At 64.9% G+C, this 20,901-nt stretch carries 21 protein-coding genes; 7 read left to right on the top strand and 14 right to left on the bottom strand.

All coding sequences use genetic code 11. The features are described from left to right. Positions 1-3: 3 nt before the first annotated feature. Positions 4-1,698, top strand: a complete 1,695-nt coding sequence (locus AC6LJY_RS02205; RefSeq protein WP_104142231.1) for a nicotinate phosphoribosyltransferase — start codon at positions 4-6, stop codon at positions 1,696-1,698. A 79-nt stretch (positions 1,699-1,777) separates the two neighbouring features. Here AC6LJY_RS02205 and AC6LJY_RS02200 read toward each other — a convergent pair whose 3' ends face one another. The 5 genes from AC6LJY_RS02200 to cyoA all read right to left on the bottom strand — a co-directional run bounded on the left by AC6LJY_RS02200 (position 1,778) and on the right by cyoA (position 6,740). Beyond that, positions 1,778-2,557, bottom strand: a complete 780-nt coding sequence (locus AC6LJY_RS02200) for an SURF1 family protein (RefSeq protein ID WP_498135179.1) — start codon at positions 2,555-2,557, stop codon at positions 1,778-1,780. Continuing rightward, entirely contained in the window at positions 2,557-2,976 is a 420-nt protein-coding gene (gene cyoD, locus AC6LJY_RS02195; protein ID WP_498135178.1) for a cytochrome o ubiquinol oxidase subunit IV, read from the bottom strand. Before cyoD ends, AC6LJY_RS02200 begins: the two co-directional genes overlap by 1 nt. Then, the gene (gene cyoC, locus AC6LJY_RS02190) at positions 2,973-3,614 is read right to left on the bottom strand and encodes a cytochrome o ubiquinol oxidase subunit III (protein ID WP_046806793.1); all 642 of its coding nucleotides are present in this window, start codon (positions 3,612-3,614) and stop codon (positions 2,973-2,975) included. Before cyoC ends, cyoD begins: the two co-directional genes overlap by 4 nt. After that, positions 3,607-5,610, bottom strand: a complete 2,004-nt coding sequence (cyoB, locus tag AC6LJY_RS02185) for a cytochrome o ubiquinol oxidase subunit I (RefSeq protein ID WP_046806792.1) — start codon at positions 5,608-5,610, stop codon at positions 3,607-3,609. Before cyoB ends, cyoC begins: the two co-directional genes overlap by 8 nt. Positions 5,611-5,696: 86 nt before the next feature. Then, on the bottom strand, positions 5,697-6,740 hold the full coding sequence (gene cyoA, locus AC6LJY_RS02180; protein ID WP_046806791.1) for a ubiquinol oxidase subunit II: 1,044 nt from the start codon (positions 6,738-6,740) through the stop codon (positions 5,697-5,699). Positions 6,741-6,961: 221 nt separating this feature from the next. Here cyoA and AC6LJY_RS02175 point away from each other — a divergent pair, with 221 nt between their 5' ends. Next, positions 6,962-8,296: an MFS transporter gene (locus AC6LJY_RS02175; protein ID WP_046806790.1), complete on the top strand. Its 1,335-nt coding sequence runs from the start codon at positions 6,962-6,964 to the stop codon at positions 8,294-8,296. A gap of 21 nt (positions 8,297-8,317) precedes the next feature. Here the strand turns inward: AC6LJY_RS02175 and AC6LJY_RS02170 are convergent, their stop codons facing one another. The 3 genes from AC6LJY_RS02170 to AC6LJY_RS02160 all read right to left on the bottom strand — a co-directional run bounded on the left by AC6LJY_RS02170 (position 8,318) and on the right by AC6LJY_RS02160 (position 11,475). Continuing rightward, complete coding sequence (locus AC6LJY_RS02170) at positions 8,318-9,361, bottom strand: histone deacetylase family protein (protein ID WP_498135177.1); 1,044 nt, start codon at positions 9,359-9,361, stop codon at positions 8,318-8,320. Positions 9,362-9,406: 45 nt separating this feature from the next. After that, the gene (locus tag AC6LJY_RS02165) at positions 9,407-10,000 is read right to left on the bottom strand and encodes a YdcF family protein (protein WP_498135176.1); all 594 of its coding nucleotides are present in this window, start codon (positions 9,998-10,000) and stop codon (positions 9,407-9,409) included. A 113-nt stretch (positions 10,001-10,113) separates the two neighbouring features. Beyond that, positions 10,114-11,475: an XAC2610-related protein gene (locus tag AC6LJY_RS02160; protein ID WP_498135175.1), complete on the bottom strand. Its 1,362-nt coding sequence runs from the start codon at positions 11,473-11,475 to the stop codon at positions 10,114-10,116. A 153-nt stretch (positions 11,476-11,628) separates the two neighbouring features. On the opposite strand from AC6LJY_RS02160, the gene AC6LJY_RS02155 reads away from it, so the two are divergent. Beyond that, a complete protein-coding gene (locus tag AC6LJY_RS02155; RefSeq protein ID WP_104142344.1) occupies positions 11,629-12,030 on the top strand; it encodes a hypothetical protein in 402 nt (133 codons plus the stop codon). Between the two features lie 26 nt (positions 12,031-12,056). Here AC6LJY_RS02155 and AC6LJY_RS02150 read toward each other — a convergent pair whose 3' ends face one another. From AC6LJY_RS02150 to AC6LJY_RS02140, 3 genes are all read right to left on the bottom strand, one after another. Then, positions 12,057-12,707: a hypothetical protein gene (locus AC6LJY_RS02150; protein ID WP_498135174.1), complete on the bottom strand. Its 651-nt coding sequence runs from the start codon at positions 12,705-12,707 to the stop codon at positions 12,057-12,059. Between the two features lie 51 nt (positions 12,708-12,758). After that, complete coding sequence (locus AC6LJY_RS02145) at positions 12,759-13,160, bottom strand: hypothetical protein (RefSeq protein ID WP_046806786.1); 402 nt, start codon at positions 13,158-13,160, stop codon at positions 12,759-12,761. Positions 13,161-13,241: 81 nt separating this feature from the next. Continuing rightward, positions 13,242-14,135, bottom strand: coding sequence for a LysR substrate-binding domain-containing protein (locus AC6LJY_RS02140; protein WP_485799677.1), 894 nt, complete (start codon positions 14,133-14,135; stop codon positions 13,242-13,244). Positions 14,136-14,241: 106 nt separating this feature from the next. Between AC6LJY_RS02140 and AC6LJY_RS02135 the strand changes: the two genes are divergently transcribed. Next, positions 14,242-15,228 (top strand): TerC family protein, encoded by a 987-nt coding sequence (locus AC6LJY_RS02135; protein ID WP_046806807.1) that lies wholly within the window; start codon positions 14,242-14,244, stop codon positions 15,226-15,228. 240 nt (positions 15,229-15,468) lie between these two features. Further along, the gene (gene tam, locus AC6LJY_RS02130; RefSeq protein ID WP_498135173.1) at positions 15,469-16,248 is read left to right on the top strand and encodes a trans-aconitate 2-methyltransferase; all 780 of its coding nucleotides are present in this window, start codon (positions 15,469-15,471) and stop codon (positions 16,246-16,248) included. Between the two features lie 13 nt (positions 16,249-16,261). Here the strand turns inward: tam and AC6LJY_RS02125 are convergent, their stop codons facing one another. After that, positions 16,262-17,059 (bottom strand): helix-turn-helix domain-containing protein, encoded by a 798-nt coding sequence (locus AC6LJY_RS02125; protein ID WP_314361880.1) that lies wholly within the window; start codon positions 17,057-17,059, stop codon positions 16,262-16,264. A 173-nt stretch (positions 17,060-17,232) separates the two neighbouring features. Here AC6LJY_RS02125 and AC6LJY_RS02120 point away from each other — a divergent pair, with 173 nt between their 5' ends. Next, positions 17,233-18,471, top strand: coding sequence for an MFS transporter (locus AC6LJY_RS02120; RefSeq protein ID WP_498135326.1), 1,239 nt, complete (start codon positions 17,233-17,235; stop codon positions 18,469-18,471). A 13-nt stretch (positions 18,472-18,484) separates the two neighbouring features. On the opposite strand, the gene AC6LJY_RS02115 is transcribed toward AC6LJY_RS02120, so the two are convergent. Both AC6LJY_RS02115 and AC6LJY_RS02110 read right to left on the bottom strand, forming a co-directional pair. After that, on the bottom strand, positions 18,485-18,817 hold the full coding sequence (locus AC6LJY_RS02115) for a protealysin inhibitor emfourin (RefSeq protein WP_046806781.1): 333 nt from the start codon (positions 18,815-18,817) through the stop codon (positions 18,485-18,487). Continuing rightward, entirely contained in the window at positions 18,814-19,878 is a 1,065-nt protein-coding gene (locus tag AC6LJY_RS02110) for a M4 family metallopeptidase (protein ID WP_120156821.1), read from the bottom strand. The genes AC6LJY_RS02115 and AC6LJY_RS02110 overlap by 4 nt, the downstream gene beginning before the upstream one ends. Before the next feature lie 201 nt (positions 19,879-20,079). On the opposite strand from AC6LJY_RS02110, the gene AC6LJY_RS02105 reads away from it, so the two are divergent. Then, a complete protein-coding gene (locus tag AC6LJY_RS02105) occupies positions 20,080-20,724 on the top strand; it encodes a DMP19 family protein (RefSeq protein ID WP_498135172.1) in 645 nt (214 codons plus the stop codon). The last annotated feature ends 177 nt before the right edge of the window (positions 20,725-20,901 follow it).

The raw sequence follows: 20,901 nt of genomic DNA, 5'->3' as shown, positions 1-20,901 counted from the left end.
GCCATGAATGCTCCCGACACCCTGATCGCCAAGAACGGCATCAACCCCTTCCTGCAAGCGGATTTCTACAAGACTGGCCACCCCTTCCAGTACCCCAAGGGCACCAACAAGATCCTGGCCAACTTCACGCCACGCTCGGCGCGGCTGGCGCCGGTGCTGCCCGAATTGTTCGACGACAAGATCGTCTGGTTCGGCCTGCAAGGCTTTATCAAGGAAATCTTGATCGACCTGTTCAACCGCGAATTCTTCGGCAAGCCGGCCGGCAGCGCGGTGCGCCAATACCAACGCCGCGTGGACAATGCGCTGGGCAAGGGCGCCGTCACCGTCGACCACCTGCAAGCGCTGTATGAACTGGGCTACCTGCCGCTGGAGATCCGCTCGGTGCCCGAAGGCGCCCGCGTCGACATCCGCGTGCCGCCCGTCACCTTCATCAACACGCACCCCGACTTTGCGTGGCTGGTGACCTACATCGAAACCCTGTTCAGTTGCGAATCGTGGAAGCCGTCCACGGTGGCCACCATTGCCTTTGAATACCGCAAGCTGCTGACCTATTTCGCGCGCACCACGGGCAGCCCCATGGACTTCGTGAACTGGCAGGGGCACGACTTCTCCATGCGCGGCATGTCCGGCTTGTACGACGCACGCAAGAGCGGCGCGGGCCACTTGCTGTCGTTCACCGGCACGGACACGATTCCCGCCATCGACTACCTGGAAGACATCTACGGCGCGGATTCCGATCGGGAACTGGTCGGTGGGTCGGTGCCGGCGACGGAACACTCGGTGATGTGCCTGGGCAGCAAGGAAGGCGAGATCGAAACCATCCGCCGCCTGGTCACCCAGGTGTATCCCGGCGGCATCGTGTCGGTGGTGTCCGACACCTGGGACTTCTGGCAGGTGGTGACCGATTTCGCCGCTGCGCTCAAGTCGGAAATCCTGGCGCGCACGCCCGACCCGTACGGCAATGCCAAGGTGGTGTTCCGCCCGGATTCCGGCGACCCGGTGAAGATCCTGACGGGCTATTTCTGCACCGACGTGCCGGCCGTCCAGGATGCGACGGCGCTGGCCGCCGCGCGGCGCGAAGGCTTCGAGGCGGTGCGCGACGCCGCCACCGGCAAGTACTGGCTGCTGGACGATGACGCCCGCGCCGTCCAGCCGCTGCGCGAAGCCGAGGTCAAGGGCGCGGTGCAGTGCCTGTGGGACATTTTCGGTGGTGTGGTGACGGACCGTGGCTACAAGCTGCTGGACCCGCACGTTGGCCTGATCTACGGCGACTCGATCACGCTGGCACGCGGCCGCGACATTCTTGTGCGCCTGGAAAAGAAGGGCTACGCCTCCGGCAACGTGGTGCTGGGCATCGGCTCGTACACGTACCAGTACCTGACGCGCGACACCTTCGGCTGGGCACTGAAAGCCACGTACGCCGAAGTGAACGGCGAACCCGAGGAACTGGTCAAGGACCCGGTCACGGATTCCGGCGTGAAGCGTTCGGCCAAGGGCCTGCTGCGCGTGGATGAGACCGCCACGGGCTATGAACTGCACGACCAGCAGACGCCTGAACAAGCGGCGGGCGGCGCGCTGGTGCCGGTGTTTCGCGACGGCCAGTTGCTGGTGGAACAGGACCTGGCCCAGATCCGGCAGCGGCTGCAAACGTCGTGGGTATGCCCGGAAGCCGGCAGCATTGCGTGGGCCTCGCGCTGATCCGATAGCGTCGCCCATGAAAAAAGCCGCTCGCCCGATTCGGGCAGTGCGGCTTTTTTATTGCCTGAAGAGTCGTTCGTCAGGCCTTGGCCCGCGCGCGCTTGTCTTCACGCACGAAAATCACCACGCCCACGATGATCATCAGCGCCAGCGCGTACCAGGTAATGGCATAGACGAGGTGGTTGTTCGGAAATTCCAGCACGGTCAGCCCGCCGACGGGGGCCTTGGCCGGATCGCGCCCCGGGCTGGACGCCGCGTCGGCATCGATGAAGTAGGGCGCCACATCCGTCAGGCCGCGCGCGGCGGCAATGGCGGGCAGGTCACGCGAATACCAGAGGTTGGCGGCCGGATCGTTGTTGCGCAAAAAGCCGCTGCCGGGTTCGCCCATGCGCAGCAGGCCCGTCACGCGGCCTTCGGCTGGCGGCGGCGGGTTGGCGCCTTCTGTCTTGCGCCATTGCGGCAGCACAAACCCGCGATTGACCAGCACCGTGCCGCCATCGGTCATTTGCAAGGGCGTCATGACCCAGTAGCCGCTGCCCAGTTCGGTGGCGGCCTGCACCAGCGTCTGGCGGTCGTACTGATACGTGCCGGTGGCGGTGACGTGGCGGTATTCGGCATTGCTTGACGTCAGGCCGCGCCATTCCTGCTTGCCCGGCGCGGGGGCGGTCGGCGCGTGCGCGCGCTGCTTCACCTGCGAGATCAGCTCTTGTTTCCAGGCCAGCCGGTGCACCTGCCAGGTGCCCAGCGCGCAAAGGCCGGCGAACAGGCCGGCAGCAACCACGCCCAGGATGACCAGGGTGGTTTTGCTGCGCGGTTTACGGGGGGTGTCGCGGATAGTGGTGTCTTTTACTGCTGCCATCAGGGCATATTCCGCATGTCGTGTGTGGACATGGGCATCATATTGGAGTTCAAGTGATACATGATCCAGATTGATCCGCTGAGCGTGATTACGACCAGCACCAGCGTGAATATTAACGCCAACATGTTCCAGCCGCTTTCGGACTTGGTGTCCATGTGCAGGAAGTAGATGATGTGGACCACGATCTGCACCACGGCAAACGCCAGGATCACCAGCGCCGTCGTGCGCGAACTGGGAAACACGCGGTTCATGACCAGCCAGAACGGAATGGTGGTCAGGATGGCCGCCAGGATGAAGCCGGTGACATAGCTTTTCAGCGTGCCATGGCCGGCGCCGTCATCGTCGTCGTGGTGGTCATGGCCGCCGCCGTGGCCATGCAGCCCACGATCAGCCAGGTTGTCCATGTGCGACGTCGTCATGGCAGCACTCCCATCAGGTACACGAAGGTGAACACGCCCACCCAGATCAGGTCCAGGAAGTGCCAGAACATCGACAGGCACATCAGGCGGCGGCGGTTCTCGGGGATCAGGCCATGCATCCGCACCTGGATCATCATCGTCACCAGCCACACGATGCCGAACGTGACGTGCAGCCCGTGCGTGCCCACCAGTGTGAAGAACGCCGACAGGAAGGCGCTGCGCTGCGGCCCCGCGCCCTGGTGGATCAGGTGCGCGAATTCGTAGATTTCCAGCGACAGAAAGCCCAGCCCAAGCAGGCCCGTCACCGCCAGCCACAGCTGCGTGGCGCCGATGCGGTTGCGCCGCATCTCCAGCATGGCAAAGCCGTAGGTAATGGACGACAACAGCAGCAGCGACGTGTTCACCGCCACCAGCGGCAGGTCGAACAGGTCGGCGCCAGATGGCCCGGCCGCGTAGCTGCGCCCCAGCACGCCGTAGGTGGCGAAGAGGCACGCGAAGATGAGGCAATCGCTCATCAGATAGACCCAGAACCCAAGCAGCGTGCCGTTCTTGGGATGATGTTCGCCCGGCACGTAGAACACGGGCTCTTGCGGCGGCGCGGCGCCGCCTTGCAGGGTGGGGGCCAAGGTATCAGACATGATTCGCTAACAACCTCGTGCGGGCGGCCTCTTCGCGCACGACCTCATCGGCCGGCACGTAGTAGTCGCGCTTGTAGTTGAAGGTATGAATGATGGACACCAGGATCAGCGCCACGAAAGACAGCACGGCCAGCGGCCACATGTGCCAGATCAGCGCAAAGCCCATCACCACGCTGATGCCCGCCAGCACGATGCCGGCCCAGGTGTTCTTGGGCATGTGGATGGGGATGAAGCCTTGCTGCGGCCGTTCGTAGCCGTGCTGTTTCATCTGCCACCAGGCGTCCAGGTCATGCACGCGCGGTGTGAAGGCAAAGTTGTATTGCGGCGGCGGCGACGACGTGGACCATTCCAGCGTGCGGCCGTCCCAGGGGTCGCCGGTGAAGTCGCGCAGTTGGTCGCGGCGGCGATAGCTGACGATCAGCTGGATGATGAAGCTGGCGATGCCGCAGGCAATCAGCAAGGCGCCGACCGCCGCGATCTGAAACCAGATTTGCAGCGACATGTCTTCAAAGTGATTCACGCGGCGCGTCACCCCCATCAGGCCCAGCACATACAGCGGCATGAAGGCTACGTAGAAGCCCACCAGCCAGAACCAGAACGAGCACTTGCCCCAGAACGGGTCCAGCTTGTAGCCGAAGGCTTTCGGGAACCAGTAGGTGATGCCGGCCATCAAGCCGAACAGCACGCCGCCGATGATCACGTTATGAAAGTGCGCGATCAGGAACAGGCTGTTGTGCAGCGCGAAGTCCGCGGGCGGCACCGCCAGCAGCACGCCCGTCATGCCGCCGATCACGAAGGTGACCATGAAGCCCAGCGTCCACAGCATGGGGACTTCGAAGCGGATGCGGCCGCGATACATGGTGAACAGCCAGTTGAAGATCTTGGCCCCGGTCGGGATCGAGATGATCATGGTGGTGATCCCGAAGAACGAGTTCACGCTGGCCCCGGACCCCATGGTGAAGAAGTGGTGCAGCCAAACCAGGTACGACAGCACCGTGATCACGACGGTGGCGTACACCATGGACGCATAGCCGAACAGGCGCTTGCGGCAGAACGTGGCCACCACTTCAGAGAAGATGCCGAAGGCCGGCAGGATCAGGATGTAGACCTCGGGGTGGCCCCAGATCCAGATCAGGTTCACGTACATCATGGCGTTGCCGCCGAAGTCCGCCGTGAAAAAGTTGGTGCCCACGTAGCGGTCCATGGACAGCAGCGCCAGCACCGCCGTCAGTACGGGGAAGGCCGCCACGATCAGCACGTTGGTGCACAGCGCGGTCCACGTGAAGATGGGCATGCGCATCATCTTCATGCCGGGCGCGCGCATTTTCACGATGGTGACCAGCAGGTTCACGCCGGATAGCAGGGTTCCCACCCCGGCAATCTGCAAGGCCCATATGTAGTAATCGACCCCGACATCCGGACTGTGCAATATGCCTGACAGTGGTGGATACGCCAGCCAGCCGGTGCGCGCGAATTCGCCCACGAACAGCGACATCATCACCAGGATCACGCCGCCCGTCGTCATCCAGAAACTGAAGTTGTTCAAGAACGGAAAAGCCACGTCGCGCGCGCCGATCTGTAGCGGCACGATGTAGTTCATCAGGCCCGTGACCAGCGGCATGGCCACGAAGAAAATCATGATCACGCCGTGCGCGGTAAAGATCTGGTCGTAGTGGTGCGGCGGCAGATAACCGGTGGAATCGCCGAACGCCACAGCCTGCTGCAAGCGCATCATGATGGCGTCGGCAAAGCCGCGCAGCAGCATGACGATGCCCAGAATCACATACATGATCCCGATTTTCTTGTGGTCGATGCTGGTGAACCATTCATGCCACAGGTAGCCCCACTTCTTGTAGTAGGTGATGGACCCAAGCACCACGATGCCCACGATGGCCACCATGAAGAACGTGGCGATCAGGATGGGCTCGTGGTAGGGGATGGCGTCCCAGGTCAGGCGACCGAAGATCAGCTTGGTGAGGTCTGGTTGATCAGGCATCTTGATTCCAGCGTAAAAACCACGATTTCATGAAACCCTGCGTCATCCGATGTGCGGTGCGGACGGCGCGGACCGCGCGCATGCCGCTACAACACCAGCCCTTCGGTGGACGTGCACATGGCGCCCACATACTTGCGCGGCTTGGTGTCGGTCAGGCCCAGCCGTTCGCGCGTTTGCGCGTCCAGCGTGGTGACGTTGAGCGCGCCCGGTATGCCCATGCCGCCTTGCGCGTCGATGGCCATGGCGTCTTTCATGCACATGCGGTTGCCTTCGACGCAGCGGTTCACGATGGCGTCGAACAGGCCGGGTGCGACCGAGGCGTAGTGTTGGATGGGGTTGCGTTCGCTGGGCTGCTCAAGCTTCAGGTAGGCGTCGCGCGTCAGCCGCTGGGTAGAGGCGCGCGTGTCGGCCACCCACTTGTCAAAGCCTTGCTGGTCCAGCCCATGGAACTTGAAGCGCATGCCCGAGAAGCCCGAGCCGCTGTAGTTGGCCGACAGCCCTTCGTATTCGCCGGGGTGGTTGATGACCGCGTGCAAGGTCGTCTGCATGCCGGGCATGGCGTAGATCTGGCCGGCCAGCGCGGGCACGAAGAAGGAATTCATCACCGACGACGAGGTGATCTTGAACTGGATGGGGCGGTCGACCGGCGCCGCCATTTCGTTGACGGCGGCGATGCCTTGTTCGGGGTACAGGAACAGCCACTTCCAGTCCAGCGCCACCACTTCGACCACCAGCGGCTTGGTGCCCGTGGGCACCTCGCGGCCTTCGGACAGGCGGGCAAGCGGGCGGTAGGGATCCAGCTGGTGGGTACTGACCCAGGTCAACGCGCCCAGCGCGATGATGATGAGCAGCGGCGCCGCCCAGATCAGAAGCTCCAGCATGGTGGAGTGGTTCCATTCCGGATCGTAGTGAGCCTCTTTGTTGCTGGCCCGATAGCGCCACGCAAACAGAAAGGTCAGGAAGATCACCGGCACGATGATCAGCAGCATCAAGCCGGTTGAAATGATGATCAGATTACGCTGTTGAAGCGCGACATCGCCCGAGGGCGACAGCAGCACTGCATTGCATCCAGCGAGCAATGGCAGGGCGGTAATCAGGATCAATCCGCGGAGCCTGGTGATGGACAACATAGCCATACCTCGAAACGTAACCGTGGGAGGTAAACGCAACACTACGCTGGAAGCCGCGAAAAATCTAGGGTAAAAAGAACAAAAGTGTGCGCGGCAAGGCGTGCGCGGCAGGGCGCTATCCCAATGCGGGCGCGGCTTGGCGGGCAGCAACGTTGCGTTGCACTGGCATGTTGCAAGATCGTAGACAAGGCGGTTTCGAACTTCCTACAGTGAGCACATCCATGTCGACCTCCACGCAGTATCCCGGTCATGCCCCTTCCGTTCCCGGCCCGGGGGCACCGTCCGGCGGGGCCAGCCATGCCAAGGTGGCTCCTGGCGAAATCGCCGTCGGCGTGGTGGTGGGGCGCGCATCCGAATACTTCGATTTTTTCGTGTTCGGCATCGCTTGCGTGCTGGTCTTTCCCCGAGTCTTCTTCCCCTTTGAAGCACCGCTTGAAGGCACGCTGTGGTCCTTCGTGATCTTCTCGTTTGCGTTCATCATGCGGCCCATCGGCACGGCGCTGTCGATGGCGGTGCAGCGGCGTTGGGGCCGCGCCACAAAATTGACGGTTGCGCTGTTTGTGTTGGGCACGGCCACGGTAGGCATGGCGTTTCTGCCCAGCTACGAAACCATCGGCGCGCACGCCATCACCTTGCTTGCCGTATTCCGCTGCCTGCAAGGCTTGGCGTTCGGTGGCTCATGGGATGGGCTGCCGTCGTTGCTGGCGTTGAACGCGCCGCCCAATCGGCGTGGCTGGTATTCGATGATGGGGCAGTTGGGTGCACCGGTCGGCTTCTTGGTCGCCAGCGCGTTGTTTCTGTATTTGCACGTCACGCTGACGCAGGCCGACTTCATCGAATGGGGCTGGCGCTATCCGTTCTTCGTGGCGTTCGCCATCAACGTGGTGGCGCTGTTCGCGCGGCTGCGCCTGGTCGTCACCGAGGAATACACGCAGCTGCTTGAAGAAGGCGAACTGGAACCCATCAGCATTACCGAGATGCTGCGTTCGCAAGGCTACAACCTGTTCATCGGCGCGTTCGCGGCGCTGGCCAGTTATGCGCTGTTCCACCTGGTGACCGTGTTCCCGCTGTCGTGGATTGCGATCAGTGCCACGCAACAGATTACCGACGTGCTGATTGTGCAGATCTTTGGCGCGGTGCTGGGCATCCTGGGCACGGTGGCTTCCGGTTGGTTGGCCGACCGCATCGGCCGGCGCACCACGCTGGGCATGCTGGCGGTGGCGATCGGCATCTTTGCGCTGTTCGCACCGTGGCTGCTGGGCGGCGGGCCGGTGGGGCAGGATGCCTTCATCCTGATCGGCTTCGCGTTGCTGGGCTTGTCGTATGGACAGGCGTCTGGCACTGTCACGGCCAACTTCACGCGCCGCTTCCGCTACACGGGCGCGGCGCTTACGTCGGACATGGCGTGGCTGGTCGGCGCGGCCTTCGCGCCGGTGGTTGCGCTGGGCTTGTCGGCCCGCTTCGGCCTGGTGGCCGTCAGCGTCTACCTGCTGTCGGGCGCGGCATGCACCTTGCTGGCATTGCGCATCAACAAGGTGCTGGAAACGCGGGATTGATCCTTCGGCCGGGGGCTTTTTTCAGCCCCCGAATCCTTCCAGCACGTTCGCCACGTTGATGCCTACGTCGGCCACGGCATAGCCGCCTTCCATCGTGAAAACGGTTGGCAGGCCCAGGCTGGCCAGCGCCTGCCCGACGGCCAGATAGTCCGCGCTTTTCAGCTTGAATGTCGAGATCGGATCACCTTCGTAGGTGTCCACGCCTAGCGCGACCACGACCGCGTCGGCCTTGAACGCTTGCACGGCGGCCAGCCCTTGTTGCAGCGCTTGCATCCAGGTGGCGCAGTCGGTGCCCGCGGGCAGCGGCAAATTCAGGTTGGCCCCAAAGCCCGCGCCTTCGCCTGCTTCGTCGGCATAGCCCAGAAAGAAGGGGTATTCGGTGGTCGGGTCGCCATGGATCGACACCGTCAACACGTCGCCGCGTTCGTAGAAGATGCTTTGCGTGCCGTTGCCGTGGTGGTAGTCCACATCCAGAATCGCCACGCGCGCGGCGCCGGCTTCGCGCAGGGCTTGCGCGGCCAGTGCGGCGTTGTTCAGGAAGCAGTAACCGCCGAAGAAATCAGCGCCGGCATGGTGGCCGGGCGGGCGCGTCAAGGCCATGGCGGCACGCGGGCCGCCAGCGGGGGTGACGGCGCGCGCGGCGTCGATGGCGCAAGCCGCACCGGCGGTGGCCGCCACCCAGGTGCCGGCCGTCAACGGGCAGCCGCTATCAAACGAAAACAGCCCGACGCGGGCGGCGAAATTGGTCGGTTCGATGTCGTGGCGAAAGCCGCGCACCGGCCAGACGGAAGGCAGGATGTCGATGTCCGCGTTGGCCGGATCCAGCGCCACCCAGTCTTGCCAGGCTCGGGCTAGAAAATCCACGTAGCGCGGCGTGTGCACGCGCTTGATCAGGTCCATGTCGGGCGCGGACGGCGCACGCAGTTCGCCGATGCCACGCTGGCGCAGCGCGTCCAGCACAAAGGTCAGCCGGGCCGGCGTTTCGTGGCAGGGCACCAGCTTGCCCCGGAACATTTCGTGGCGACCGGCGTGTTGGTCGTGGACGGGGTTGTGGAAAATCAGCACGGGGTCGGTCCTTGAATGGCGGGCAATGACAGGTGGCGGTTGTCACTATAGCGGGCGCAGCGCATACCACGCCACGGCCGGCAGTTCTCGAAATAGGGAATAAATATCGCGCCATTCGAAGAAGCGCGGATAGCCGCCGCTGACGTCCGCCACGCCATGGCGGCGCAAGGCCAGCATGGTGCGGGGGACGTGGAAATACTGCGTCACGACCAGCGCGCGGGTATAGCCGTGTTCGCGCATGTAGGCGCCGGCATGGCGCGCGGTGGCCCAGGAATTGTTTCCCGCGCTGTCCGTCACGATGCGGTCGCCGGGCACGCCGCGTGCCAACAGGTAGCCGCGCATCACGGCGGCCTCGTCGGCCCCGGCCGGGTCTATGCCGCCGCTGACGAACAGGGTGTGGCATTGCTTGGCCGCGTAGCAGTCATAGGCGCGATCCAGTCGGGCCGCTAGCCGTGGCGAGGGCTGGCCGTTGGGCAGCACGGTGTTGCCCAGCACGATGGCGACGTCGGCGGGGCGGGCTTGGGTGGACAGGCCAGTAAGCAGGCCGGTTGCGGCCAGGGCGGCGGCGCCCAGCAAAACGGCGGCAAGCAATAAGGCGGCAAGCAATAAGACGGCCACGCGGCCGGCGCGGCGGCGCATTGCAGACTTCGAAGTCCGGTCCGAAGCCGGGGCCGCCTTATCGCCCGACTGGCCGCGATCAGCGCGAGGAAAGGTCACGGGTCGGGACGCTGTGGTGGATGATGAACGCGCGGCTACTGCGCGGCGGGCGGCCGTTTCGGCAACGGGTAATCAAAGCGGACGTCGTTGGACACGATGGGCACGGCAAGATTGCCCGGGTCGGTCAGGACGGCGGCGGCGCGGTACTTGCCGGGCGCAAGCGCGGGCAGGAACGGCACGCTGCTATAGCCGTTGTCGTTCACCTGATAAGTCGGTTTTCCATCTTCACCGGCGGCCCACACGACCGGGTCGCGCGCCAAGCCCTGCGGGTTGGCGGGGTGCAGCGTGTCGCCCTCACGCTGGTACAGCGGGTGCACGATGCGCTCGCCCTGCGCGTTGGTCAACAGCAGCCACACGCGCGGCGCGTTCAGGGCAACGGGCCCGTCGCCATGGTTGGCCACGCTGACCATGAACTGCCCGCCGTCTTCGCCATTCCAATCGGCCAGCGTGTCGGCAAGCTCAAGCGTCAGCCTGTCTTTCGGCGACGGCGTTGCCAGCCGATGCTTGTCGACGCGCAGATCGCCGTAGCGCACCCATTTCAGCACCGTGCCCGCCGTCTTGTCGGCGTAGCGCACTTGCAGCCAGTGGGGCGGGCGCAGCGCGACGACGTCCAGGTGCTCGCTTTCAGCGGCGGTCGTGCCGGGCCGGGCGTTGACGTCCGGCGTGTCGTACAGGTCCAGCCGGCTGACCGGCACCGTGCCGCCCTCCAGCGGCGATCCTTCGCCCTCGATGTCGATGCGGTCGATGGCGCCGTCTTCGCGAAAACGGTAGGTCAGTTCGGCAGCCTCGCTCTCCAGCGCGAACAGCGCCTGGGTGCCCCACGATGTGGCGCGCACGGTGCCGTCGGGGCGCAGCACGTAGTCTTCAAAGCCATTGCTGGCGGCGCCGTAGCGGCAGGCCACGTGAATCACAGGCTGCTTGTCGTCAATGACCGGGTTGACGAAGCCTTTGCAGGGGCTGGCGTTGTCGGGGTGGGCAATTTCCTGGTAGCCGCGGCGATCCGGCTGGTACAGGAACAGGCGGGCGAAAAGCTGCGTGCTGCCGCCGCTTTGCCCCAGGATCAGGTCGCGGTAGCCGTCGTGGTTGATGTCCACGGCCTGCACCTGGTCCACGGTGTCGTCATCGAAGGTGGCCAGCGGCTGGAGGGGGCCGTCGCCCACGCGTACGCTCGCTTGCTGCGTATCGCCATTGCCCAGGGTGATCACGGCCGCCAGCCCGGGCTGGATGACAATGGGATAGTCTTGCCGGGCGGCCGGGGAAGAAGTCGCGGACGCGGCCTGGGCAAGAATCTGCGGCTGGGTACGCGTTTGGTCCCGAGCCGGGGTCTGTGCCCAAGCCCCGGCCTGCGGCTGTTCCGCCATCGTGGCCAGTGAGGCCGCCAGCAAAATCCGTTTCACGCGCCTCTCCCCACCTGGAACAAGGGGGGGAATATACCGCAGCGCCGTGCGGGAAAACGATCACCGCGCGGCGCAAGCCGGCTTGCCATCTTGAGTAGAATTGACCGTCTGGAGTTGCTGCCGGTCTTATCGGCCCACGCGTGCCTGTCCGCCATGAACGTTGCCTTTCCCATCCGCCAAGAATGTCCGCCGGGCGCCTGTATGTGCGACCGCGACGCGCTGTTGGCGGACCCGGCGGCCGATATCCGCATCCTTCGGCTGACCAAGGAAGAAGAAAAACGCCTGGTCGCGCGCCTGGAAAACATCACCAGCCTGGAAGACCTGCGTGCCATGCAGGGACGTATCCAGGCGCAGCTGGGCATCGTGATCGTCATCACGCCCAGCGATAACGAGGTGCGTACGTCACGGGGGATCTCGATCCAGCTGCAAGAGGCGCCCGGGCTGTGCCGCAAGACGCGCACCGCGCTGCCCGCCGCCATCCGGCGCGGCTTCGACAACAAACCGGAAATTGTCTACGCGCTGCTGAACGAGCGCGACCTGCTCAGCGGCACCTGATCAAGACGCCTGATCGCCAGGCCTGATCAAGACGCCTTGCACGGCGCCAGCGACACCACCGCCGACGGAGAGCGGCCCGCTTCGGGGCGCGTGGCCGGCTTGCCGCTTTGCCTGACCGGATAGCCCAGGATCACCGCGCTGCCGGCTTCCAGCCGCGCCGAGGCGGGCGACCCATATGCCACCGTCCAACCGCGCACGGCCAGTGGCGCCAAGGTGTATTGCAGGGCCGAGCCCGGCGATACGTGGGCCACCTTGCCCGCGAACAGCTCGTGTTGCGGCTTCGGTTTGCCGTCGACCAGGGTGTAGGTGACGATGCGGTCCAGCGCGGCCGATTCGTCGTGCCGCGCCAGGATGGCGGTTTTGTATTTGCCGGGCGGGATGTCGGCCAGGCTGAGATTGAGCGGCTCGGTCGCGTGGCCCGCCGCGTCCAGGCGCACGCCGGAGACATCCACGCGCACCAGCGGCGCATCGCCCACATTGCGCACGCGCACGCTGTATTGGCCCGAGGTGCCGGTGGTGATGCAGACGTCCACGCCCAGCGGGTTCGGCTTGGGCGGCGCGGCGGCGTCGGCCAGCGCCACGGCTGGCAGCAGGCAAACCACGGCCAACCAGGCGGACAAGCCAGGCAGGCCTGGCTTGTTCGAGGGTGAGACGGGTGGGACCGATCGGGTGGGCACGGCGCGCTCCTCATGAAAGGCAGCGTGCCGGGCGGCGCGTTGCCGCGCTTATTACACCACTTGACGGCTTTGGGCCGCATTGGCTTGCTGACGCTTGCCCGCGAGCCAGTGCAGGATCAACGCCAACACCAGCAGGCCGGCGATGATGAAGCCCCAGAAGATCCAGCCGACCACCGCGATCAGCGTGCCCAGGCTGCCCGCCACGGGCAAGACCTGGTTCAGGCCCTGCGCGGCCCACACCAGACCGCCTTGCAGCGTCTGCAACCAGGCCGGGTCCAGCCAGCCCGCCGCCCACGCCGGCGCGACCCATTGGGACGTGTCCAGCGCCGTGCCCGGCACCTGGGCGGTGGCGATGGTGGCCAACACCCAGTCGGTCAGTTGCAGGGTCAGCGCCACCAGCCCCGTCCAAAGCGCGGCCAGGACGGCGAAGGTGAGCCAGATGATTTTCTTCATTGCAGTGGTACTCCGATTCAAAAGAGGGTCCACGATAAAGCGGATTCTATTTCTAAAAAACCAGAGTGCGTGTGACAAACATTACGAAAAAACCGAAGTCTTGGCGTGCGCCAGCACCGCCTGGACCAGCGGATGATGCTGGCCGCGCCGATTGCGGATGGCGTGGATTTCTTCGTGGACATCGTCGCAGCGGGCCAGCGGACGCAGTCCGCGCAGCAGGCCGATGTCATCGCCGCCCAGGCGGCTTAGCGGGAACACGCCCAGGCCGCGCGCGGCAAACACCGACATCAGCGCGCTGTCTTCGAATTCCCCGACGACGTTGGGCAGCACGCCCTGTTCGCTGAACCAGCGGTCCAGCGTCTGGCGCAGCACGGAATGGCCGGTGGGCAGCAGCACGGGTAGCCGCGCCAGGCAGCGCGGAAAGTCCAGCGTGTCGGCCTTGCGCACCAGGCGGGCCGGGCCGTACCAGTCCACGGGCGAAGACACCAGCCGATCGCTGGTCAGGCGCAGGTTGGGGTTGGCGGGTGCGCCCTGGCCGGCCAGCACCAGGTCCAGATGGTGTTGGGCCAGTTCGCCCAGCAGCTCTTGAACTTCGCCTTCGTGGCAGGTCAGCCGCAGGTCGGGCGTTTCCAGCACGGGGCCCAGCAGCGCGTGCGCGGCCAGCTTGGAAATGCCGTCCGACAGGCCGACCGACAGCCGGATGACCGGCTTGGTGGCGGCCGCGCGCACTTCCTGCGGCAAGGTATGGCCGATCTGGAAGATTTCTTCAGCGCGCGCGAAGGCGGCCTTGCCGGCGTCCGTCAGCACCACGCCCCGGCCGGCCGGTTTGAGCAGTTGGTGGCCCAGGTTTTTTTCCAGTTCGCGCACCTGCGCGCTGATGGTCTGGATGGCCATGTCCAGCCGTTCGGCGGCGCGCGAAAAGCCGCCTTCCTTGGCGACCATCCAGAAGTAATACAGGTGACGGTAATTCAGCATGAGCTTGGACTCTTCGGTTTTTTCGAACCTTAACTCACTTTCAGGCTGATTTCTCGGTTGGTCTCATATCCGGATGATGGGCACCTTCGAACACAGCGGGGCAATCATGGACACTTTGATCACATTCTTCACCAACGATTTTTTAGGGACACCGACCTGGAGCTGGTTGCTGTTCGTTGGCATCGTCGTCAGCCTGCTGGCCTTTGACCTGGGCGTGCTGCACAAGGAAGACCGCGAGATCGGTGTGCGTGAAAGCCTGCTGTTGTCGGCCGGCTACATCACCGCAGCGCTGCTGTTCGGCGGCTGGGTGTGGTGGCAAATGGGCGCGACCAGCGGCATGGCCTATTACACGGGCTTCATGATCGAAAAATCGTTGTCCATGGATAACGTGTTCGTGATTGCGCTGATCTTCAGCTTCTTCGCGATTCCGCGCCAGTACCAGCATCGCGTATTGTTCTGGGGCATCTTGGGCGTGATCGTGTTGCGCGCCATCATGATTGGCCTGGGCGCCGCGCTGGTCAGTAATTTTGGTTGGCTGCTGTATTTGTTCGGCGCGTTCCTGGTGTTCACGGGCATCAAGATGTGGATGATTGCCGACCAGACGCCGGACATCGCCACCAACCCGATCCTGAAGTTCCTGAAGCGCCACATGCGTGTCACGGAAGGCCTGCGCGGCAATGCGTTCATGGTGACCGAGACGGATCCGGCCACGTCCAAGAAGGTGCGTTATGCCACGCCGCTGCTCTTGGCCCTGGTCCTGATCGAGTTCGTTGACCTGGTGTTCGCGGTGGATTCGGTGCCTGCCATTTTCGCCATCACGACCGACCCGTTCATTGTCTACACCAGCAACATTTTCGCCATCCTGGGCTTGCGTGCGTTGTACTTTGCCCTGGCCGCCATGATCCATCGCTTCCATTACCTGAAGTACGCGTTGGCCCTGGTTCTGGTGTTTATCGGCACGAAGATTTTCCTGGTCGGCTTCATCGGCAAGGTGCCGGCGGCAGTATCGCTGGGCGTGACGTTCAGCCTGATCCTGGGCGGCGTGCTGTTCTCCTTGTGGAAAACCCGCTCGGACACGATGTCGACGCAGTAATCGAACCGTTCCAGCAACAACCCGCCGGTTACCCCGGCGGGTTTTTTTCGTCGTTGCGATACGTCGTCGATATGAAAAACTGCAAATTTCCCTATTTGTAATATGGCGTTCCCGGGCGTAGAGTCGGCCGTATGTGCCGTATGTGCCGTATGTGCCGTATGTGCTGTATGTGCCGTATGTGCTGTACGTACCGTATGTACGCGTGATGATGCGCCGTTATGCCCGCAACCAGGAGCCGCCATGAGCAACAACAGTTGGTCCGCCAAGCAATATTCCGCGTTTGAAAACGAACGCACCCGCCCTGTGCGCGATCTGGTCGCCGCCCTGCCTGACCAGGCGGTGCAACGGGCGGTGGACCTGGGTTGCGGCCCGGGCAATTCCACCGAGGTGCTGGCCCAGCGCTACCCCGACGCCGTGGTCACCGGCATGGACAGCTCGCAAGACATGGTGGATGCCGCGCGCAAGCGCCTGCCCGCCCTGCAATTCAACCTGGCCGACATCGCCACCTGGAATCCCCCCGAGCAATACGACGTCATCCTGGCGAACGCCGCGCTGCAATGGGTGCCCGACCACGCCACGCTGTATCCGCGCCTGGTGGGCAAGCTGGCGCCGGGCGGCCTGCTGGCCGTGCAAACGCCAGACAACATGGAAGAACCCGCACATCGCCTCGCGCGCCAGGTGGCGGGCGAAGCGCCGTGGGCGGCGAAGACGGGCAACGTGAAGCACCCGCCGCGCCACAGCGCCGCCTGGTACTACGAATTGCTGAAGCCGCATTGCGGCGTGCTGGATGTGTGGCGCACCACTTATCACCATCCGCTGGCAGGCGCGGCGGCGGTGGTGGAATGGTTCAAGGGCACCGCGCTGCGTCCGTACCTGGACAAGCTGGACGCCGCGGAACAGGCCAGCTTCCTGGCGCGCTATCAGGCCTTGATTGCCGAGGCTTACCCCGCGCTGGCCGATGGCACCGTGCTGCTGCCGTTTCCGCGCCTGTTCATCGTGGCAGGTCCCAAGCCGCGGTAACAGCGGGGCATCGTCACCCCGCCGCCGGACCCGCCGACTTGTCCGCGAAGTAGCGCGCGGGCGTCTTGCCCAGCGTTTTCTTGAACATCGTAATGAAGGCGCTGACCGATTCGTAGCCCAGGTCATCGGCGGTGCGCTGCACCGACACGCCCGCCGACAGGCGTTGCAGCGCCAGGATGATGTGCAGCTGCCGGCGCCAGCGCCCAAAGCTCATGCCGACTTCCTGCTGCACCAGCCGCGCCAGCGTGCGTTCGCTCATGGCGACGCGCTTGCCCCACTGCGCGACGGTGCTGCGGTCGGACGGGTCGGCGTTCAGCGCGCTGGCGATGTCGCGCAGGCGAGGGTGGTCGGATAGCGGCAAGTGCAGATGCTCGGCCGGCATGCGCCGCAACTGCTCGATCAGCACGTCCGACAGCTGGCGGTTGACGGGCGCGCCCAGATCGGCGGCGGGTTGCGCGGACAGGTGCACGATCAGCTCGCGCACCAGCGGCGTGATCGTCAGGGTGCAGCAGTTGGTCGGCAGGCCGGCCACATCGGCCGGCACAAACAGAAAGTACACAAGCCCGTTGGCCGTGACGCGATTGCTATGCGACATGCCGCCCGGTATCCACACGGCGCACTGCGGCGGCACCATCCACAGCCCTTGCGGCACGGAACAGGTGACGCCGCCTCGCAGCGCCAGCACCAACTGGCCCATGGGGTGGCGATGGGTGGGGGATTCGTCGTCCCGGTCCGCCGGGTCCACCGGCATGGCGAAGGTGCACTGGGTGGGCGAGTCGAGGTCGAAGGGGGCTGGCAGGTTCAGTCGCATGGCAGGCCGCGCGGTCGGGGTGACAGGGGTCGATAAACCTGGCTTGGCCGGACCACACCGCCCGGACCACACCGCCCGGATCGCACCGCCCGGATCGGTTTGGCAGGAATAAAGGATAGCTTGTCATTGTCTCGAAATTCGGCAGGCTTGCGTGTGGATAAGCTGTCGGCATGATGAAAATTCCCTCTGCATTTCCCCCCGCCGGCCGCCGCGCGGCCTGGCTCATCCTGGGCATCCTCTGCATTGCCATGGCGCTGCGCGCGCCCATTACCGGTGTTCCGCCGCTGATTGGCATGATCCGCGTACAGTTGGGCCTGTCGTCCACGGCTGCCGGCATGTTGATCACCTTGCCGCTGCTGGCGTTCGCCGTGGTGTCGCTGTTCTCGGCGGCGCTGGCCCGCCGCTTCGGACTGGAGCGCACGCTGTTCGGCGCGCTGTTGCTGATTTGCGCCGGCATCCTGGTGCGTCCGTATGGCGCGGCCTGGGGCCTGTACGCGGGCACGGCCATCATCGGCGCGGGCATCGCCATCGGCAATGTACTGCTGCCCAGCCTGGTCAAGCGCGACTTCCCGCAACGCGTGGCCGGCCTGACGTCGGCCTATGTGTTGACGATGAGCATCGCGGCGGGCGCGGCGTCGGCCGTCGCCATTCCCCTGGCCAATCTGTCGGCCGATGGCTGGCGCTTTTCAACGCTGTGCCTGTTGGTGGTGCCGCTGCTGGGCTTGCTGTTGTGGTTGCCGCAATTGGGCGGGCATACCGCGCCCGCGTCCACCACCGCGCACGCCCCGCATGGTGGCCGGCTGTGGCATTCGCCGCTGGCGTGGCAGGTCACGCTGTATCTGGGCATCAATTCTTTCGTGTTCTATGTGGGCGTAAGCTGGCTGCCCGCCATCTTGCGCGACGCGGGCTATTCCGCCGAACGCGCGGGGTCATTGCATGGGCTGCTGCAACTGATGTCGGCGGGTCCGGCCCTGTTCCTGGCGCCCGTCGTGCGGCGCATGAAGGATCAGCGCGCGGCCGCGTTCTGCTCGGCTGCCGCATCGTTCGTAGCCTTTGCCGGGCTGATCGCCGCGCCGCACTGGGCCACGTTGTGGATCGTGTTGCTGGGCCTGGGCACGGGCGGCGGCATCATTCTGGGCCTGGCCTTCGTGGGCCTGCGCGCCAGTCATGCACAGCAGGCGGCTGCCTTGTCGGGCATGGCGCAATGCGTCGGCTATCTGTTCGCCGCCACCGGCCCCGCGCTGGTGGGCGCCACGCACGACCGCCTGGGCGGCTGGGGCGTGGCGTTGGGCGTTTGCGCAGCGCTGTGCGTGGCCATGGCCATCATCGGCACGTATGCGGGCCGCGCCATTCAGATCGGCGGCTACCGCGCCGGCATGCCCCGGTCCCAGCCGGCGCGCCGTGATGCGTGATGGCGCTGGCGCCTCAGTCAAGAGGCTGGGCGTGCGTCTTCCATAGTTGCACCAGCGTGTCGGGCGCCTGGGCTTCCGGCACATCGAACGTCACCGCCGAGTCTTCGTCGCGGTCCAGCACGATTTCGATATGAAAGTAGCGCTGGTCGCCGCCAGCCTGCCCGTATTCGGGCACGGCCAGCGGCGCCGCGCGTTGCAAGGTGTCGCACACTTCCTGGCGCACGCCGGGCGGGCAGGTGGCCAGGTTGATACTGCGCGGCTGCGTCAGCGCGGGCAGGTAGGCCACGCCGCCTTCACGCGTCAGCCGCACCAGCAGCGCCAGGTCCAAGGAAGGCAGTTCGATCATGTCAGGACTCCTACGGTCGCCCAGGCTTGTGCCACGGCGCGCTGCACGGCGGCGTCAAAGCGTTCGGCGGCGACCGTCACCGTCAACGCGGCGAAGGTTTTGAAGTCGGCGTCGTGGCGCAGCCGCTTGTCGCACAAGGTGTCGTACCAGACGCCGCCCGCACCTTTCCACGCGGGGCCATCCAGCGCGGTGGCCGCCAGGAAGAACGCGCGGTTGGGTATGCCGGAATTGATGTGGACGCCGCCGTTGTCGCGCGGCGTATCGACGTAGTCGCGCATGTGCGCGGGTTGCGGGTCGCGGCCCAGCGCCGGGTCGTCGTACGCGCTGCCCGGTTCCGACATTGAACGCAGCGCGCGGGCGTTGATCTTTTCGGTGAAGAGCCCGGCGCCCACCAGCCAATCGGCCTGCCGCGCCGTTTGCCCCAGCGCGTATTGCTTGACCAGCGCGCCAAAGACGTCGCACAACGATTCGTTCAGCGCGCCGGACTGGCCTTGATAGAGCAGGGCGGCCTCGGAATCGATGACGCCGTGCGCCAGCTCGTGCCCGATGATGTCGACGGCGACGGTGAAGCGGTTGAAGACTTCGCCGTCGCCATCGCCAAACACCATCTGCGCGCCGTTCCAGAAGGCGTTGTCGTAGTCTTCGCCGTAATGCACGGTGCCCACCAGCGGCAGGCCGTGGCCGTCGATGGAGTGGCGTTTGTAGACGTCCCAGAACAGTTTGTAGGTGGCGCCCAGATGCGCATAGGCTTCGTCCACCGCCACGTCGCCGCTGGCGGGCCGGCCTTCGGTGCGCACCAGCGTGCCCGGTAGCGTGGTGTCGTTGTGCGCATCGTGAATGGCGCGCTGCGGCGCGCCTGGGCGAGAGGGCGGCGCGTTTGGCGCAAGCGTGGCGCGGGGCGGTTGCGTAGCCATGTCGCGCAGGCTGCGCTGCTGCTGGTCGATGATCAGCGTCTTGACGGCGGGCATGCTGACGCGGGCGTCGGTATGCTGCGCCAGGCGGTCCAGCACATACGGGGGGATCACGCCGATCAAGGGGGTGGACTCGGAAGGACGTGGCATTCGGGTCTCCGTCTTTCAGCGCCGGGCGCAATGCCGGCGGGGCGAAATGCCACGGTAGCAGATGCCCGATGACCGATGGCGTAACAGTCTGCCGCCTGATGCGACGGGAAAGCGCGTGCCTCGACAGCGCCACGGCGTTCCAGTACTTTGCCTGTCGTTTTCCCCCCGCCACATGCCGCCATGCCGACTTCTGATTTGCCAATGCCCGATTCGCCAATGCCCGACTACCGCATCACGGCCCTTGCCTTCACGCCCACGCATCTGCAATTGACGCTGGCCAATGGCCAGACGCTGTCTGAACCCATCAAGCGCTACATCCGTCTTGAGAAGGCGACGCCCGCCGAACGCCAGCAGTGGCAATTAGTCGACGACGGCCACGGCCTGGTGTGGCCGCAGCTGTGGGAACCCGCGCCGCGAGGCATGCTGAATGTGTACGACATCCTGTGGGACCAGCGCTATGAAAAAGCGCTGGCCGCGTTGCAGGCGGCCGACTGGACGCTTGACCGCTTGCCGCTGATTGAACAGGAACTGGTGGCGCTGTGGCGCATGGAGGCCGACATCAACAATGGCGGCTTCATGCAGTTTCTGTGCAACTGGGGCGACCCCACGTGCCAGCTGGCGTTGCAGGCGTTAAAGAAGCTGGGCGCCACGCACATGCTGGCCGTGCTGTCGCGCATGCGCGGCCTGATCGACCGCTTTGAGGCGTCGCCCGAAGTCATCGAATTGAACGACATCTACGGCGCGATGACCGAGGCCGAGCAGCAGGAAATGGACAGCCTGGACCACGCGTTCTGGGACTATCCCGATGCCTTGTCGCGGCTGGGTTTACGGCATTACGGCGCCTGAAAACCGCCCCATTTGCATGCCTGGCAACGTTCGGAAATGTCTGGCAACAATGGCGGCCTTTTGAATGCGGATTCGGTTCCGATCACGGGATAGAATCCGGTGCTTCTTTCCCGGGGGGGGCTCGCGATGCGTTATTTCCTGATCTTGGTGGGGGCGGCCGTGGTCGCCTATTTGCTC

It is taken from the genome of Achromobacter sp. RT286_PF (assembly GCF_059760425.1).
Note: the sequence above shows the minus strand (reverse complement) of the source record. Positions and strands in the feature narration are given on the sequence as shown.